Raw genomic sequence first — 15,373 nt, 5'->3', positions numbered from 1 at the left:
CTCCAAGGCGATCTTGCGTGAGGCGGGGTACGTGGGCGCGGGCACGTGTGAGTTCCTGGTGGGCCAGGACGGCACGGTCTCCTTCCTGGAGGTCAACACCCGGCTGCAGGTCGAGCATCCGGTCACCGAGGAGGTCGCCGGGATCGACCTGGTCCGGGAGATGTTCCGGATCGCCGCCGGGGAGGAGCTCGGCTACGGCGATCCGGTGTTGCGCGGCCACTCGATCGAGTTCCGGATCAACGCCGAGGACGCCGGGCGGAACTTCATGCCCGCGCCGGGGACGCTGACCGCCCTGCGCGTGCCGGGCGGTCCCGGCGTCCGGCTCGACTCCGGCTACGAGACCGGGATGACCGTGCCCGGGGCCTTCGACTCGCTCGTGGCCAAGCTCGTCGTCACCGGGCGCAGCCGTACCGAAGCCCTCGAAAGGTCGCGCCGGGCGCTCGCGGAGCTGGACATCGAGGGCATGCCCACCGTGCTGCCCTTCCACCGGCACATCGTGACCGATCCCGCGTTCACCCGGGAGCCGTTCTCCGTCCACACGCGGTGGATCGAGACGGAGTTCGCCCAGACGATCGAGCCCTACCCCGGGCCCGCGGAAACCGCCGAGCCGGAGTCGCGCAAGCGGGTCACGGTCGAGGTCGGCGGCAGGCGGCTGGAGGTGGTCCTGCCCGCCGGGCTGGGCGCGGCGGGTGACGGTGCGGTGACCGGAGGTACGGCGGGCAACGGCACGGCCAGGACCGCCAGGGCGTCGCGCGGCGGCAGGACCCCGGCGAACACGGCGGGCGGCGGAGGCGACGCCCTGGTCAGTCCCATGCAGGGGACGATCGTGAAGGTCGTGGCGGCCGACGGGGACGTCGTGCGCGAGGGCGAGACGATCGTGGTCCTGGAGGCGATGAAGATGGAGCAGCCGCTGACCGCGCACAGGGCGGGAGTGATCGCCGGGCTGAAGGCCTCGGCGGGTGAGAGCGTCGTCGCCGGAGCGGTGATCTGCGAGATCAGGGAGGCCGGTCAACGAGGGTAGGGTTTACCCCACCATGGACTGAACAGCATCCCTGACTGATCTGACGCCCGATTGTTGGCACTGTTGTCCCCAGGACGAAGTGCTACCGGAGAAGGGCGAAGACGATGCAGGCGACGGCGCGTCAGCGGGCAGTGCAGGTGCTTCACGACGATCTCTCCTACGGGTTGCAGGAGATCGCGGCGATGCTCGGCATGACGGAGGCCGCCTGCCGCCAGGCCTACCGGGCCGGCCGCCGCGCGGTCGCCCGGCAGCCGCGGTGACCGTCACAGGCATGGGATCTCTCAGCCGGGAAGATGCGGGAAGTGATCTCAGCCGATCGGCGGGTGGATGCGCTACCCCTTCAGGCACGATCGGCCGGCGCCGAGTGGTCGCAGACATCTCGTGAGATCTATGTGACGGCCACAACCAGGCATGAGAGAGTGCGAACCATGCTTACGTTCGAACAGTACGTGCGGCTGACCGGAATCGGGTACGAGGGCTGCGACCTCGGCGAGTTCATCCGACGCCTTCGCCGGGAAAACGTGGAGCTGCTGATCGACGTACGACTGAACCCGATCTCCCGGAAACGTGGCTTCAGCAAGACCGCATTGTCCAATGCGCTTGCCGATGCGGGGATCGTCTATGAGCACATGCGGGAGTTGGGCAACCCCAAATGGAACAGGGCGGGATTCGGCGGTGAGCCGGCGGAGTTGAGGACGGCTCGTGATGTCTACGCCGGTCGGCCATGGAGGCAGGAGCCCGCCAGTGCCTGGACCGGATCGTCGAAGCCGCTCAGCGCCAGACGGTGGTGATCATGTGCTTCGAAGCCGACGAGCACCGTTGTCATCGCGATCTCGTGCTGGAGGCCGTACGCGAACGTCTCAGCTGCGCCGTACCGGTGTGAGCCTCTGAGGGTAGACCACCCCTAGGATGATGAAGCTCTGCGGATGGGCCTGCTGGTTGCCGACATAGAAAATAGTGTCGCGGTCTATCGCGCACATCAGGTCCCAGAACTTCTCACGAATGGCCTTCTTCACTCCTTCGTCGCCACGAGCGCTCACGTTGCGCTGCAACGCGACCAACTCCCAGTCGTAGATTCCCTGCCGATGTGTGGTGCGGGCGGAGGCGTGACACCGGTAGCGGTACCACGCCTTGAACCTGGGCGCCTGGAGGGCCGTGCGCGGTGCGGCGTCGAAGAGGCCGAGCTGCTGAACGTATTGCTCAATCTTTCTCCGTTCGGCATGGGTCCAGCCGGGATGGGGCTCGATGTCCAGGGAGAGGATTTCGACGAAGCTGTCAGACCGTGGCCGCCGGCTCTCTGCGCGAGGGTCGCTCGGACTGGGCTTGGCCTCCAGGCTGACCACGTCGTATTTCCGGAACTGGGAGTCGCCGTCCAGCTCGCGGAAGTTGATGGGATAAAGCCGTATCCACCCTGGATGATCGAGGTCGAGTCGTAGTGCGGCCACGCACACGGTCTCTCCGTAGGCTTCGGAGGGATTGGGGGCTGCTTTGACGGTGATCAGCGCCTTCATTCGCTGGAAACGGGTCCCCGACGGCTTGGGTTGGACCGTTCCCAGTGAAGGGGGAAAGAGAGGGCTGCTCTGTCATGGGCTCCTCCGTGTGGATCGCACTGCAAGCCCTAAGACTAGCTTTACTTTTTCGTTTACGTTCTCTCTCGTCGGAACCGTCCATAGCCGGACAAATGACATCTGATTTCCTGGCTTCAGCTGCCGGAAAGGAAGGCGGCCCGGAACGCGGATATGGGGGTGCACTTTATATAAGTGCACCCCCATATCCTGGGAGGGCGTCCTCAGCCGGAGAGGCTGAGGGCGAGGCGGGGGGCGAGGCCGGTGTTGCGGAGGCGGCCGAGGCGGTGGACCGCCAGTTCCAGGGCGTCGCGCCGGCCGACCAGGACCACCCAGGACTTCGCCCGGGTGACCAGGGTGTAGAGCAGCCGGCGACGGAGCATGACGCCGCCGGCGTCGGCGACGATCGGGGCGACCACGAAGGGGTACTCGCTGCCCTGCGAGCGGTGGACGCTGATGGCGTAGGCGTGGGTCAGGTCGTCGAGCTCGTCGAAGCCGTAGGCGACCGGGTCGCCGTCGTCGATGACGATCTCCACCAGCCGCTCCTCCGGCACGACGCGGGTGACGGTGCCGGTCTCGCCGTTGAAGACGCCCTTGTCGTAGTTGTTGCGGATCGGCATGACCCGGTCGCCGACCCGGAAGACCGAGGCGCCCGACCAGTGCTCGGCCTTGCCCTCGGCGGCCGGGTTGAGCCGTTCCTGCAGCCTGCGGCCGAGTTCGGTGGCGCCCGTCGTGCCTTTGCGCATCGGGCACAACACCTGCACCTGGCCCGGGTCCACGTTCTGCTTGCGCGGGATCGCCACCGTCGCCAGGTGGACCACCCGCTCGGCGACGGCCTCGGGGTCGTCGAGCTCCTCGAACCAGAAGCCGCCCCCGCCGGGCAGGCGGGGCAGGTCCCCGGCACGGATCCGGTGGGCGGCCTGGACGATGGCGCTGTCCCCGGCCTGGCGGAAGATGTGGGTCAGCCGGACCCGGGGGATGTCCTCCACGCGCAGCAGGTCGGCCAGGACGTTGCCGGGGCCGATGCTGGGGAGCTGGTCGCTGTCGCCGACGAGCAGCAGGTGGCCGCCGGAGGGGATGGCCCCGCACAGCCGGGTGGCCAGCTGCAGGTCGAGCATGGAGGCCTCGTCGACGACGACCAGGTCGGCGTGCGCGGGATTGCGGTCGAACAGGGCGTCGGGGTCGGGCTGGTGGGCGAGCATGCGGTGGACCGTCATGGCGGGCAGGCCGGTGAGCTCCGACAGTCGTTTGGCGGCCTTGCCGGTGGGCGCGGTGAGGGTGACCGTGCCGCCCATCGCCCGTACGGTGGCCGCGATCGCCCTGACCGTGTGGCTCTTGCCGCAGCCCGGGCCGCCGGTGAGGACCGACACGGTGGCGGTCAGCGCCATGGTCACCGCGGCGCGCTGGTCGTCGTTGAGGGTGGCGTCCTCCTCGAAGGCGCGCATCGGCAGGGTCGAGCGGGCGTTGAAGAGCCTGGTCAGGTGGTCGGTGAGGGCGAGCTCCCGGCTGTGGAGCTCCTTGGTGTAGACGACGGTCTGGCCGGGCCGCTCCGGGGACGTCTCGGTGACCACCCGTCGCTCGGCCACCAGGGCGTCGACCGCCTGCCGGATCAGGTCCTCGTCCTGGCCGATCAGCTCGCCGGTCTGGACGAGGACGGCGAGCAGCGGCAGGTAACAGTGCCCTCCGCCGCTGGCCGCCGCCTCCAGCCGGTCGAGGACCGCCGCCTGGATCCGCTGCGGGCTGCTCTCCGGCACACCCGAGCGCAGGGCGATCCGGTCGGCGATGGCGAACGCGATCCCCCTGACCCGGCCGATGAGCCGGTAGGGGTCGGAGGTCAGGATCTCGGCCGCCTGAGCACCGAACGCCTGGTAGACCTTCGCGGCGAGCAGCGGGCTGATGCCGTACCCCTGCAGGACCACCATCAGCGCCGCGATCGCCTTCTGCTCCCGCCACGCCTCGACGATCTGCGCCTGCCGCACCGGGCCGATGTTGATGACCTCCCGCAGCCGTACGGGATCGGTGTCGATGACCGTAAGACTTTCCTCACCGAAGTGGCTGACGATGGCGTGGGCCAGACGCGGGCCGATGCCGCGGATCAGGCCGGAGCCGAGATACAGCTCGATGGCCCGGACCGTGGACGGGATCACCCGCTCACACGCGCTGACCAGCAGGCGCCTGCCGTGGCGCGGGTGGTCGTCCCACTCGCCGACGAGCTTGAGCGTCTCTCCGGGCTGCACCCCGGCCAGCGCCCGGCCCGAGGCGACGAAGGCGGGCATGTCCTCGGCGCTCATCCGCGCGACGGTGTATTCGTCCTCCCGGACGTAAACCAGTTGCTCGACCGAGGCTTCCACGGTCAGGATCCAATCATCCCGTACGGCCCCGCGTCACAGGCCGCCGATCCGCGGGACGGCCGCGTCCGAACCGCGGGCCTGGTCGGCAGGTTAGGACGTTGGACCGACAATCCGGGCGAAGCCCGTGTTCGGCGGTCCGCGGCGGGGGCCCGTCAGGGGATCGCCGGGGACGGCTCAGGGATCGTCGGGGGGTCGGCTCAGGGATTGTCCGGAAGTTGTCCGGGGGCGGCGGTGGAACTCTGAAAATGTCGGTGCCGTTCGAGACTATAGAGCTGTGAGCAGGACATAACGATCAGACGGGGCACCCCGGGTCCTCAGGCCCGAAGATCCCCGGGGGAGAGAGGCATGCGATGCTGATCACGATGAGTGTGTGCGAGATGGCACAGGTTCTCTTCGCCTCCGCGTTGCAGGCATCCGACGAGCCCTCGCCGGAGCAGGCGCTCACCGCCATCGAGAACCGGCTGCGCGCCTGCCACGGAGACCTCGGCGACTGCCTGGCCCGTGTCGCGCAGGAGGCCGGTGACCATCCCGACGCCTACACCACCCGGATGCGCTGGGCTCTGACCATGGCCGACCGGGTGAATTCCACCTCGCCCGTCCTGGTGTGACCGGCGGGATCCGGCCGGGTGGCCGGGGGATCGCCCACCCGGCTCATTGGCCGGCGGCCGCGGCGACCGCCTTGACGAGGGGGACGAAGCGGGCGACGGCCTCCTTCTCCGGCATGAGGACGGACGTGGGGGAGCCGATGCCGGTGCCCCGGGGGCGGTCGGAGCCCACGTAGGAGACCTCGACGACGGTGGCGCCGACGAGCATGAGCCCGCTCGCCACCCCCACGCGCAGCTCGGAGGTCCGGTGCTGCCGGGGCTGCATGTACGCCCGCTCGGCCACCCCCTGGAGATCGGTGGCCCTGCCGAAGGAGATGCCGGGGAACTCGGGGTCCTTGCCGTCCCGCGCCCGCTTCACCGCCCTGGTCCGGCGCTCCTCGTAGTGCCGCCGGGCCCCCTCGGGATCCGGGCCGCCGGCGCGGTCGGTGAAGGCGACGGTGCTGATGGAGACGTTGCGCAGCCGCAGGCCCCCGTCCACGGGGATGTCCGTGTTCTCCCACCAGCAGTCGGTGACCGTGCGGTCGGGCTGCACGGTCCGGGCGGCCCCGGTCTTCGGCTCCGGAACGAACCTGAAGGCGGCCAGGCTGAACTTGGCGCAGTTCGCGGAGAAGTCGACCGGGACGGGCGTGGGCGTGCCGGCGGGTGCGGGCGTGGCCGCCGGGGAGGCCGGACGCGCGTACGGCTTACCCGCGCGCCAGGCGGCGACGGACTCCGACGCCTGGCGCAGGAGGGACTCGACCTCCCGCAGCATCTCCTTCCCCACGGCGGACGGGATGTCCCCCGTGGGAAGGGGCGGCGCGGAGCGTCCTCCGGGGTGGTGCTTCACCTGAACGGTGACGTCCCCGACCCTGCTGTAGCCCTTGGCCTCGTCGTATCCGTTCCCGGTGCGGGAGCGGGAGTACTGGCCGTGCGACGAGTCACCGATTCCGCTGAACCTCCGCACCGGGGTGTAGGCGTAGTCCTCGTCGGTCCTGGACGTGGCGCTCTGGTCGAGCCGGATGTCGTTGGCGTACTGCCGCGTCGCGGCGATCTCGGCGTCCCTCCCCGCCCCCTTGTACCGCTTGATCTGAAGCTCGATCCGCCCGGCCGTTCCGAGCTCGTCGGGCAGGAGGCTCCCGTTCCAGGTGCAGGTCCAGGTGGTCGCGGTGGAGTCGCCCGAACTGCTGCTGCGGGCCGTCGCCCGGGGGGCGAGGCGCTCGGCGTCGGCCCTGCCGATCATGGAACAGACGTCCGGCGGGTCGTCCGGGGAGTGCACGGCGGGTGTGGCCGAGGCGGCGGGTGCGGCCTCGGTCGTCCCGGCGCCGGGGCGGGACACGGCGTAGGCGATGACGCCACCGGCCACGGCCAGGGCGGTCCCGCCCGCCACCGCGGGCGCCAGCCAGCGCCGCCGGGAGTCGCTGGTCGTCATGTCAGTCCGTCCCGGTCTTCCGGAAGGCGCCGACGACCGCCTCGGTGACCTCGACGAGCCCGTCGAGCGCCTGCTCCTGCGGCATGAGGACGGACCCGGGAGCGTTGATCGGCTCGCCCTTCGCGCGCTCGGAGCCGCCGTGGGTCACCTCGATCACGGTCGGGCCGATCAGCACCGCGCTGTCGGCGATGCCCGCGTGCACGGTGGGCGTGCGGTTCTTCCGGTACTGGTAGTGGGCGCGGTCTCCCCAGTCCTTGGGCTCGGTCACCTTGTGGTAGAAGAGTCCTTCCAATCCGCTCCCCTCCCACTCCTTGGCGTTGGCGCGCAGGTCGATGTAGTACTGCCTGGCCGCGCCGGGGTCCGGGACACCGGCCCGGTTGGTGAAGGTGGTGAAGCTGACGTAGACGGTGCGCAGGCCGAGCCCCTTCGGGAGGGGGATCTCCCGGTTGTTCCACCGGCAGACGGTGATCGTCTTGCCTCCGTCCTGCGTTCTCTCCGAATTCGACCGGTGGCCCGGGACCAGGGAGGCGGCGACCGGCGTCACCGCCTCGCAGGTCTTGGGGAAGGCGATCGCCGTGGGCGTGGGCGTCGGGGCGGGCCCGGTCGGCGTCGGGGTGGGGGTGAGGGTCGCGCGCGCGTACGGCTTGCCCGCCCGCCAGGCCGCGACCGACTCCGACACCTGCCCGAGCAGGAGTTTGATCTCCCGCCTCGCGTTCTCCTCGCTGATCGCCGTCCTTCCCTTGGAGGTGAACAGGGGCGAATCCTTGCGCTGCTGACTGGCCTCGTACTCCACTTTGATCGTGATGTCCCCGATCCGGCCGAACCCCTCACCGTAGGCGATCGTGTTCTTCTTGAGCCAGGTGTAGCGGAAGTGCGCCTCGTCACCGATCCCGTCCAGCTTCGCCATCGCGTAGTAGCTCTCCTTGTCGGGACGAGCCGCCCTGAACTGGCTGGTGCTGAGTTCGATGCCGTACTGCTGCCGGGAGACGGTGTCGGCGCTGTCCTTCTCGCGGGCGTAGTGCTGGGTGATCACGACCGTGATCTCGCGGTTCCTGGTGTACTCCCCGAAGGAGTAGCTGGGGTTGTTCCAGGCGCAGTTCCAGGCCATGTAGGAGAACTCGTCCCGCTTGTCGGTGACGGAGTCGCTCACCTTCGCACGCGGGACGAGGCGTTCGGTCTCGATCGTGTCGATCGTGGCGCAGGCGTTGATCGGCCCCGTGGCGGCCCCGGCGACGGGCGTGGCGGGGGCGACGGCCGGGGACGGCGCCGGGCCCGGCGCCGGCGCGGTGAGGGAGCGGGTCACCAGGTAGGCGCTTGCCCCACCCACCGCGGCGAGGACGGCCACGCCCGCCACGGCGAGGGCCGTCCGGCCCCGCCGGGGGGCGGCGGGGGAGGGCACGGTGGCCGTCCACCGGAGCTGCCGGGTGGAGGGCTCGGGACTGTCGTGGCTCATGGAGCCTCCTGCGGGGTGAATCGGAGGGAGCGGAGGGGGCCGGAGGGGCGTGGCGGACGGAGTTTCCTGTCGTTTCCTGTAGTTCCTGTAGTAGGAGTCACGCGGACGGGCTGTGGTTCGCTCCTTCCGGATTCACCCTTTCCGGGGACGCTCTCCGACGGTCCGCGCTCCACGGGCTCACTCACCGGGAGCCTGGGACCCCTCCGCGGAGGGCCCAGTCGTCCCGCCCGGCGGTGCGGCCGTCAGCTCCGCCGCGACCAGCTCGGTCGCGCGGCGCACGGCCCGCTGGTCGGCCGGGGTGACCCCGCCCTCCTCCGCGCGCACCCACTCGACCTTGACGATCAGATTGCTGACCCGGAACCAGGTCGTGCAGACGGTCCTGTCGTAGATCCCGCCCTGCCGCGCGACGTCCTGGGTGAACGCCTGGTCGCCGATCCCGGACAGATCGCGGACCGGGGAGAGCGTCTCACGGTACAGATCCCGCTGCTGGGGGCCGGCTGCGGCGACGGCCTCCTGCTTGTGCCGCTCGAGCAGCCGCCGGGCCGCCTCGGGCGCGCCCAGGCCCGCCGCCGCGGGTACGGCCTGCGTCTGCACGGTGATCCAGCGGTACCGGCGCCCGTCGGGCTCGTTCCACTCGCACGTGTCCGCCTTGGTCATCCGGGGGTCGGTGACCTTGCCGATCAGCTCGCGGGCCTGTTCGACGGTGAGCAGGCCGCAGGCCTCCGGCGCGGCGGCGAACCGTCCGCGGTCCGGTGCGGGCTCGTCGGAGGCGGCCGTCCGCCAGGCGAGGGCGGTCCCGGTGGCCACGGCCACCAGCAGGACCGCCCCGGCGATCCACGCGGACCGGCGGCGCCCGGTGCCGCGGGGCCGCCGGTCGCGCACGCGGGCGGGCACGGTGGGGAGGCTGTCCATGCCCGGCCGGACGGCGGCGGACCCGTTCGCGCCGTGGTGCGCCGCGTGCGGATCCCGGTAGGAGGGGCCCCGGGGGTCCGGGCGGGTGAGGGGGAAGGTGCCCGAGGTCCGGCCCGAGCGGGCGACGCCGGTCAGGACGCGCCGGATCTCCTCCGGGGCCGGGCGCGCCTGGGGGTCCTTGGCCAGCAGGGCCAGCAGGAGCCCGCCGAGTTCGGGTCCGGCGCGTTCCGGGGCCGGCGGCTCGCGCATCAGCACCGCGGCGGCGACGGCGGCCGGGTGGTCGTGGTGGAAGGGGGCCCGCCCCTCGACCGCGGCGTACAGCGTCGCGCCCAGGGCCCACAGGTCCGAGGCGGGTCCGGCGGGTTCTTCGCGGAGGCGCTCGGGGGCGGTGTAGCCGGCCGAGCCGGCCCGGCTGACCAGGCTCAGCTCGCCGGTCAGCGGGGCGGCGATGCCGAAGTCGGCCAGCATGGCGGTGCCGTCCAGGTCCAGCAGCACGTTGGCGGGCTTGACGTCGCGGTGCAGCAGGCCGTGGTCGTGGGCGGCCTCCAGCGCGTCCAGCACGCGCAGGCCGATCGAGGCGACCTGGCGCGGCGGCAGCGGCCCCTCCCGGTGGATCACCCGGTCCAGCGAGTCCCCGCCGACCAGGTCCATCACGATCCACGGCCGGCCGCCGTCGTTCACCACGTCGTGGACCATGACGATGGCCGGGTGGCTGATGCGGGCGGCGGCGCGGGCCTCGTGGATGGCGCGTTCGGCGAAGTCGCGCCCGCCGCGCAGTTCCTTGACCGCCACGTCGCGGCGGAGCATCTCGTCGCGGGCGCGCCAGACCGTGCCCGCGCCGCCCTCGCCCAGCCGTTCCAGCAGCCGGTACCGGCCCGCGAGCGTCCGTGTGGGCTCGGCGCCCTCCCCTCCGGTCATCTCCCGTCCCGTCATTTCCCGTTCCGCAGCGCCGTCTGGGCCCACCGTGCGGCCTTGAGCGCGCCGTTCCTGATGTCGGCGTCGGTGGGCCTGGAGGAGATCGTGGAGTACCTGGCCTCGAGGACGAGGTTGAGGACGCGGAAGTGCACGACGCCGGTGTGGGTCTGGCCGTTCTCGGAGGTCAGGTCGTAGGCGAACGCCCCCTCGCCCAGCTCGGGCACCGGGCGCGGGGCGGTGGTCCTGGCCTTCACGCGGCCGATCCCGGCCTCCTTCCACTCCCATTCGATCGTCCTGGTCTGCCGGTACGACCTGTCCAGGGCGGCCAGGTGCTCGCGGGCCGCGTCCGGGCTCATCCCCCACGGCTGCGCGACGCCGTCGACGGTGTGCGGGATCAGGGCGACCCCGCTGTTGCCCGTGGTCCAGGCGCAGCCCTCCTGGTACGGCGCGCCGTTCGGCGGCTGGGGAGCCCGCATGACCTCGCGCGCCTGCGCCGGGGTGAGCAGCGAGCAGAAGTCCACCGGTCCGGCGAACTCCGTCCGCTCCCGCTCCCCGGCCATGAGCGCCACGGCGACGCCCGCCCCGGCCGCGACGAGGACGACCGCCACCGCCACCGCGATCCAGAGCCGCAGCCGGTTCCGCGCACCGGGCGGGGCCTCGCCCTGCGGTACCGGGAGGGGGGTCGCCGAGCCGGGGGGCGGAAGGGGCGCCGGCGTCGCCCCCGGAGGCGGAGGCGGAGGCGGAGGCGGGGGCGGGAGCGGGGCCGGGGCCGATTCCGGTGGCGGGAGGGGGACCGGGACCGATCCGGGGGGCGGGGGCGGAGGCTGGGTCCGGAACGCCGGGTCCCCGGTGACGTGGGAGGGTCCGGAGAGTCCGGGGATCTCGTGGCCGTCGCGGAGCTCGCGGAGCTCGCGGAGCTCGGGAACGCGGCCCTCGGCGACCTGGGTGAGCAGCCACCGGGCGGTGCTCGCGTCCGGCCGCTGCGCCGGGTCCCTGGTCATCATCGCCATCAGGACCGGCTCCAGCGGGCCCGCCGTCCGGGGCGGCCGGATGCGCCCGGACAGCGCCGCGCTCAGCCGGGCCATGGGCTCGCCCTCGTAGGCGGGCACGCCCTCGACCGCGTAGTACAGCGTGGCCCCCAGCGACCACAGGTCCGAGGCGGGCCCGCCGCGCTCGCCGTCCAGCCGCTCGGGGGCGATGAAACCGGGTGAGCCGATGAGCAGGCCCGTCTGGGTCAGCGTCGCGTCGCCGGTGAGCCGGGCGATGCCGAAGTCGGTCAGCACAGCCCGTCCGGAGGCGGTCAGGAAGACGTTGCCCGGTTTGACGTCGCGGTGCTGGATGCCGCGGGCGTGGGCCGCGGCGAGCCCGTCGACGAGCTGGGCGCCGAACGCGGCCACCTCCTGGGGCGGGAGCGGCCCCTCCTCCTCGACCAGAGCGGTGAGGCTGCGGCCGCGCAGCAGTTCCATGACGATCCACGGCTTGCCCTCGTGGACCGTCACGTCGTGCAGGGCGACCACCGACGGATGGCGGATCTGCGCGGTGGCCTGGGCCTCCCGGACGGCACGGGTGACCAGCTCGGCGCGCCGGGCCCCGTCGATCCCCGGGGGCAGTGTGAGCTCCTTGACCGCGACTTCGCGGTCGAGCATCTCGTCCTTGGCCAGCCAGACGGTCCCCATCCCGCCGCTGCCCAGTTCCCGGATGAGGCGGTATCGCGCCGCAAAGTCTTCCCTGTCGGGCATAGCGGGAGAATAGCGGACTCACTGATCATGCTCAGCCCGTCACCCGATGTGACAGTGAACGTGAGAAAAATCGGTGTGCCGGGCGCTTGCCGTACCGGTCTGTGAAGCTGCATACCAAGAGCCGATGGAGAAGGCCCAAAAATCACGCTGGCCACATGTGGTCAGCGCCGTCCACAGCGTTGACAGTGTTCCGGGCACCGCGCAAATTTCGGACATCCCCGTGTTCCGGGGAATGTGCGGAGGTTGCGATGAAGCGTGCGCGATTAGCCGTCCTCGCCGTCATGGCCATGCTGGCGGGCCTGCTCACGGCCCCGCCCGCGGCGGCGGTCCCGGACCCGCCGGGCGCGGGCGACGGTATTCACGTCTACACCGGCGAGCTCACTGCGCAGCAGCTGGCGGCGCTGCTGGCGTCCGGCGTCGACCGGGAGGAGCTCCGGCTCACCAGGTCCGCGGACGGCAAGAAGATCACCGTTGAGGTGGTCCTCGGTGCGGCCCAGGCGGCACAGCTGGCCGAGCGCGGTCTGAGCCTGAGCGTCCAGAAGACCGCGCAGAAGCGGGCGGCGGTCAAGAGCGACGGCGTCTTCAAGCCGTACGGCGGCGCGGGGGGCATCCGCGAGCAGATCGTCGCCGCCGCGGACGCCGAGCCGGACATCGCCAAGGTCGTCGACTACGGCACCACCGTCCAGGGCCAGAAGATGACCGCGATCAAGGTCACCAAGAACGCCCGCAAGCTCCGGGACGGCACCCGCAAGGCCACGCTCTACATGGCGGCCCAGCACGCCCGCGAGTGGATCACGCCGGAGATGGTCCGCAGGCTCCTGTTGCGCTTCCTCAACGGCTACGGCACCGACGCCGAGATCACCAAGCTGGTGGACACCACCGAGATCTGGTTCATCCCGGTGGCCAACCCCGACGGCTACGACTACAGCTTCACCGAGGGCAACCGGCTCTGGCGCAAGAACCTCCGCGACAACGACGGCAACGGGCAGATCACCAGCGCCGACGGCGTGGACCTCAACCGCAACTTCGCCTACAAGTGGGGCTACGACAACGAGGGCTCCTCGCCCAACCCGGCCAGCCTGACCTACCGCGGTCCGAGCGCGCAGTCCGAGCCCGAGACCAAGGCCGTCGACGACCTGGCCAGGCGGGTGGGCTTCACCTACCTGATGAACTACCACTCGGCCGCGCAGCTGCTGCTGTACGGCGTCGGCTGGCAGCAGGCCACCCCCACCCCCGACGACCTGATCTTCGAGGCGCTGCTCGGCGACGACGCGACGCCCGCCGTGCCCGGCTACGACCCCGACATCGGAGCCGAGCTCTACACCACCAACGGCGAGACCGACGGGCACATGACGAACAGACGCGGCGCCCTGTCGATCACTCCCGAGATGAGCACCTGCGAGGTCGCGGTGGAGAGCGTCCCGGACGACGAGTGGACGCTTGAGGACTGCGCGGGCGGCCAGGGCTTCACCTTCCCCGACGACGAGGCGCTGATCCAGGCGGAGTTCGCCAAGAACGTCCCGCTGGCGCTCTCCGTGGCCAAGTCCGTGCACACCCCCGACCGGCCCGTCTCCCCGGTCGGCCGGACCGCGCCGGACTTCCGTCCCGACAGCTTCACCGTCTCCTACGGCGACCCGCAGCCGGTGGCCGTGACCGCCCGCCGGTCGCTGGCCGCCAAGCTGATGCGCTTCCGGATCAACGGCGGGCCCGCCCAGATCAGGCCGCTGACCGAGTGGCGCGGCGGCGAGCGGTACGGCGACGAGAACGACGAGTACTTCGCGGAGTACCGCGCCACGGTGCGGGGCGCGAAACCGGGTGACAAGGTCGAGGTCTGGTTCACCGGGTTCAGGCTCGGCACCGGGACCGTGGAGAGCGAGCACTTCACCTACACGCTGGAGAAGAAGTCCTCGGCCAAGGTGCTCGTGCTGGCCAACGAGGACTACACCGGACTCAACCCCGACTACCCGGCGTCGGTGACCGCGCCCAAGTACGCCGCGCAGTACCGGCAGGCGCTCCAGACGGCCGGATACTCCTCCGAGACGTGGGACGTCGACAAGCAGGGCGTGCCGCACCACCTCGGCGTGCTGGGCCACTTCAAGGCGGTGGCCTGGTACCTGGGCGACGACCGGCTCGCCATGGAGGCGCAGGACGTGGTCACCCAGACCCCGCTCGGCCCGCTGCCGGACCTGGACGTCAGGAGGTCGCAGCAGGACCTGACCATCGCGGTGCGCGACTACCTCAACGAGGGCGGCAAGGTCCTGCACACCGGCGAGACCGCCGCCTACTACGGCCTCCTCGGCGCCACGCTCGGCGGCGTCTACTACGGCCTGGACGGCGCGCCGGACGCCGACTGCGTCGTCACCACGTTCGACGGCTTCTTCGAGGAGTGCCTGCTCCTGGCCGACGACTTCGCCCAGTACTACATGGGCGTGTACGGCAGGACCTCGCGCAGCGGGCCGACCGGCGTCACCGGCACCGGCACCCCGCTGACCGGGACCTCGGCGACCTTCGGCGGCCCGGCCGTGGCCGACAACCCGCTGAACGAGGCCGGCAGTCTCCAGGTCACCGGCGATGTCCTCCCGCCGGACGAGTTCCCGCAGTTCAGGAGCTCGGCCTCGGCGGTCTACGAGGGTGCGACCGGGCCGTTCGACCCGGCCGAGGGCGACTGGTACGTCGCCGGACCGCACTCCGACGACTCGTACATGAGGCTGACCCGGACGGTCGACCTGTCGTCGGTGACCGCGGCCCAGCAGCCCAAGCTGGAGTTCCAGCTTTCCTTCAACACCGAGGAGAGTTACGACCACGTCATCGTGGAGGCCCGCACCGCCGGCCAGGAGGACTGGACCGCGCTGCCCGACCTGAACGGCGGGACCACCACCGCCGTCCCGGCCGAGTGCGAGGCCGGCTTCCTGCTGGAGGAGCACCCGTGGCTGACCCGCTACCTGACCCCGGGCAACCCGTGTCAGCCGACCGGGACCAGCGGGTCGTGGAACGCCTTCACCGGAGACTCGGGCGGCTGGCGGCAGGTGGCCTTCGACCTGTCCGCCTACGCGGGCAAGCAGGTCGAGGTCTCGATCGGCTACGTGACCGACCCGTCCACCGGCGGGGTCGGCGCGTTCGTGGACGACACCAGGATCACCACCGCCGGCGGGACCCCGGACGCCGAGGGCTTCGAGTCCGGGCTCGGCGCCTGGTCCATCCCGGGCCCGCCGCCCGGCAGCCCGCAGGGGGCCGGTGACTTCGCCCGGGCGCAGGCCGACAAGACGGCCGCGGTCACCACGCGGGACACCGTGTTCTTCGGCTTCGGCCTGGAGCAGGTGGCGAGCGACGCCGAGCGGGCCGCCGCGATCAAGAAGATCATGAAGTACCTGATCGGTTAGCCGGTTACGGGACCGGTCACCGGG

Annotated in this window: 12 protein-coding genes; 6 read left to right on the top strand and 6 right to left on the bottom strand. The window is 71.3% G+C overall.

What is annotated here, in order from left to right; translation table 11 throughout:
• From IEZ08_RS29755 to IEZ08_RS40705, 4 genes are all read left to right on the top strand, one after another.
• The coding region (locus tag IEZ08_RS29755) for an ATP-binding protein (protein WP_308426627.1) at positions 1-1,021 on the top strand (1,021 nt) is incomplete at its 5' end.
• Positions 1,022-1,158: 137 nt separating this feature from the next.
• On the top strand, positions 1,159-1,281 hold the full coding sequence (locus IEZ08_RS40380) for a hypothetical protein (RefSeq protein ID WP_268249375.1): 123 nt from the start codon (positions 1,159-1,161) through the stop codon (positions 1,279-1,281).
• A gap of 168 nt (positions 1,282-1,449) precedes the next feature.
• Entirely contained in the window at positions 1,450-1,812 is a 363-nt protein-coding gene (locus IEZ08_RS29750) for a DUF488 domain-containing protein (RefSeq protein ID WP_203863535.1), read from the top strand.
• Positions 1,746-1,904 carry a DUF488 family protein, N3 subclade gene (locus tag IEZ08_RS40705; protein WP_203863534.1) on the top strand — a complete coding sequence of 53 codons (159 nt, stop codon included), beginning with the start codon at positions 1,746-1,748 and terminating at the stop codon, positions 1,902-1,904. Before IEZ08_RS29750 ends, IEZ08_RS40705 begins: the two co-directional genes overlap by 67 nt.
• On the opposite strand, the gene IEZ08_RS29745 is transcribed toward IEZ08_RS40705, so the two are convergent.
• Together IEZ08_RS29745 and recD2 are read right to left on the bottom strand one after the other, a co-directional pair.
• A complete protein-coding gene (locus IEZ08_RS29745) occupies positions 1,882-2,532 on the bottom strand; it encodes a DUF8757 domain-containing protein (RefSeq protein WP_203863533.1) in 651 nt (216 codons plus the stop codon). The two genes, IEZ08_RS40705 and IEZ08_RS29745, sit on opposite strands and share 23 nt — an antisense overlap.
• Positions 2,533-2,810: 278 nt before the next feature.
• Entirely contained in the window at positions 2,811-4,937 is a 2,127-nt protein-coding gene (gene recD2 / locus IEZ08_RS29740; protein ID WP_229803642.1) for an SF1B family DNA helicase RecD2, read from the bottom strand.
• 377 nt (positions 4,938-5,314) lie between these two features.
• On the opposite strand from recD2, the gene IEZ08_RS29735 reads away from it, so the two are divergent.
• The gene (locus tag IEZ08_RS29735; protein ID WP_203863532.1) at positions 5,315-5,545 is read left to right on the top strand and encodes a hypothetical protein; all 231 of its coding nucleotides are present in this window, start codon (positions 5,315-5,317) and stop codon (positions 5,543-5,545) included.
• A gap of 43 nt (positions 5,546-5,588) precedes the next feature.
• On the opposite strand, the gene IEZ08_RS29730 is transcribed toward IEZ08_RS29735, so the two are convergent.
• The 4 genes from IEZ08_RS29730 to IEZ08_RS29715 all read right to left on the bottom strand — a co-directional run bounded on the left by IEZ08_RS29730 (position 5,589) and on the right by IEZ08_RS29715 (position 11,969).
• Positions 5,589-6,950: a hypothetical protein gene (locus IEZ08_RS29730; protein WP_068926340.1), complete on the bottom strand. Its 1,362-nt coding sequence runs from the start codon at positions 6,948-6,950 to the stop codon at positions 5,589-5,591.
• A 1-nt stretch (position 6,951) separates the two neighbouring features.
• Complete coding sequence (locus IEZ08_RS29725) at positions 6,952-8,403, bottom strand: hypothetical protein (RefSeq protein WP_068926338.1); 1,452 nt, start codon at positions 8,401-8,403, stop codon at positions 6,952-6,954.
• Positions 8,404-8,580: 177 nt separating this feature from the next.
• Positions 8,581-10,248 (bottom strand): serine/threonine-protein kinase, encoded by a 1,668-nt coding sequence (locus tag IEZ08_RS29720; protein ID WP_189243423.1) that lies wholly within the window; start codon positions 10,246-10,248, stop codon positions 8,581-8,583.
• Positions 10,245-11,969, bottom strand: coding sequence for a serine/threonine-protein kinase (locus IEZ08_RS29715; protein ID WP_189243422.1), 1,725 nt, complete (start codon positions 11,967-11,969; stop codon positions 10,245-10,247). Before IEZ08_RS29715 ends, IEZ08_RS29720 begins: the two co-directional genes overlap by 4 nt.
• 248 nt (positions 11,970-12,217) lie before the next feature.
• Here IEZ08_RS29715 and IEZ08_RS29710 point away from each other — a divergent pair, with 248 nt between their 5' ends.
• Entirely contained in the window at positions 12,218-15,349 is a 3,132-nt protein-coding gene (locus IEZ08_RS29710) for a M14 family metallopeptidase (protein WP_189243421.1), read from the top strand.
• Positions 15,350-15,373 lie beyond the last annotated feature (24 nt).

Source organism: Planobispora rosea (assembly GCF_014648175.1).
GTDB lineage: Bacteria > Actinomycetota > Actinomycetes > Streptosporangiales > Streptosporangiaceae > Planobispora > Planobispora rosea.
The sequence above is the reverse complement of the archived record's forward strand: the minus strand, read 5'-3'. Positions and strand labels throughout refer to the sequence as shown.

Excerpts from the sequence above, each read along its gene's own strand:
- IEZ08_RS29710 (WP_189243421.1), top strand. The coding sequence starts at position 12,218 with ATGAAGCGTGCGCGATTAGCCGTCCTCGCCGTCATGGCCATGCTGGCG.
- IEZ08_RS29735 (WP_203863532.1), top strand. The coding sequence starts at position 5,315 with ATGGCACAGGTTCTCTTCGCCTCCGCGTTGCAGGCATCCGACGAGCCC.
- IEZ08_RS29750 (WP_203863535.1), top strand. The coding sequence starts at position 1,450 with ATGCTTACGTTCGAACAGTACGTGCGGCTGACCGGAATCGGGTACGAG.
- IEZ08_RS29730 (WP_068926340.1), bottom strand. The coding sequence starts at position 6,950 with ATGACGACCAGCGACTCCCGGCGGCGCTGGCTGGCGCCCGCGGTGGCG.
- IEZ08_RS29715 (WP_189243422.1), bottom strand. The coding sequence starts at position 11,969 with ATGCCCGACAGGGAAGACTTTGCGGCGCGATACCGCCTCATCCGGGAA.
- IEZ08_RS29745 (WP_203863533.1), bottom strand. The coding sequence starts at position 2,532 with ATGAAGGCGCTGATCACCGTCAAAGCAGCCCCCAATCCCTCCGAAGCC.
- IEZ08_RS40705 (WP_203863534.1), top strand. The coding sequence starts at position 1,746 with ATGGAGGCAGGAGCCCGCCAGTGCCTGGACCGGATCGTCGAAGCCGCT.
- IEZ08_RS29725 (WP_068926338.1), bottom strand. The coding sequence starts at position 8,403 with ATGAGCCACGACAGTCCCGAGCCCTCCACCCGGCAGCTCCGGTGGACG.
- IEZ08_RS29720 (WP_189243423.1), bottom strand. The coding sequence starts at position 10,248 with ATGACGGGACGGGAGATGACCGGAGGGGAGGGCGCCGAGCCCACACGG.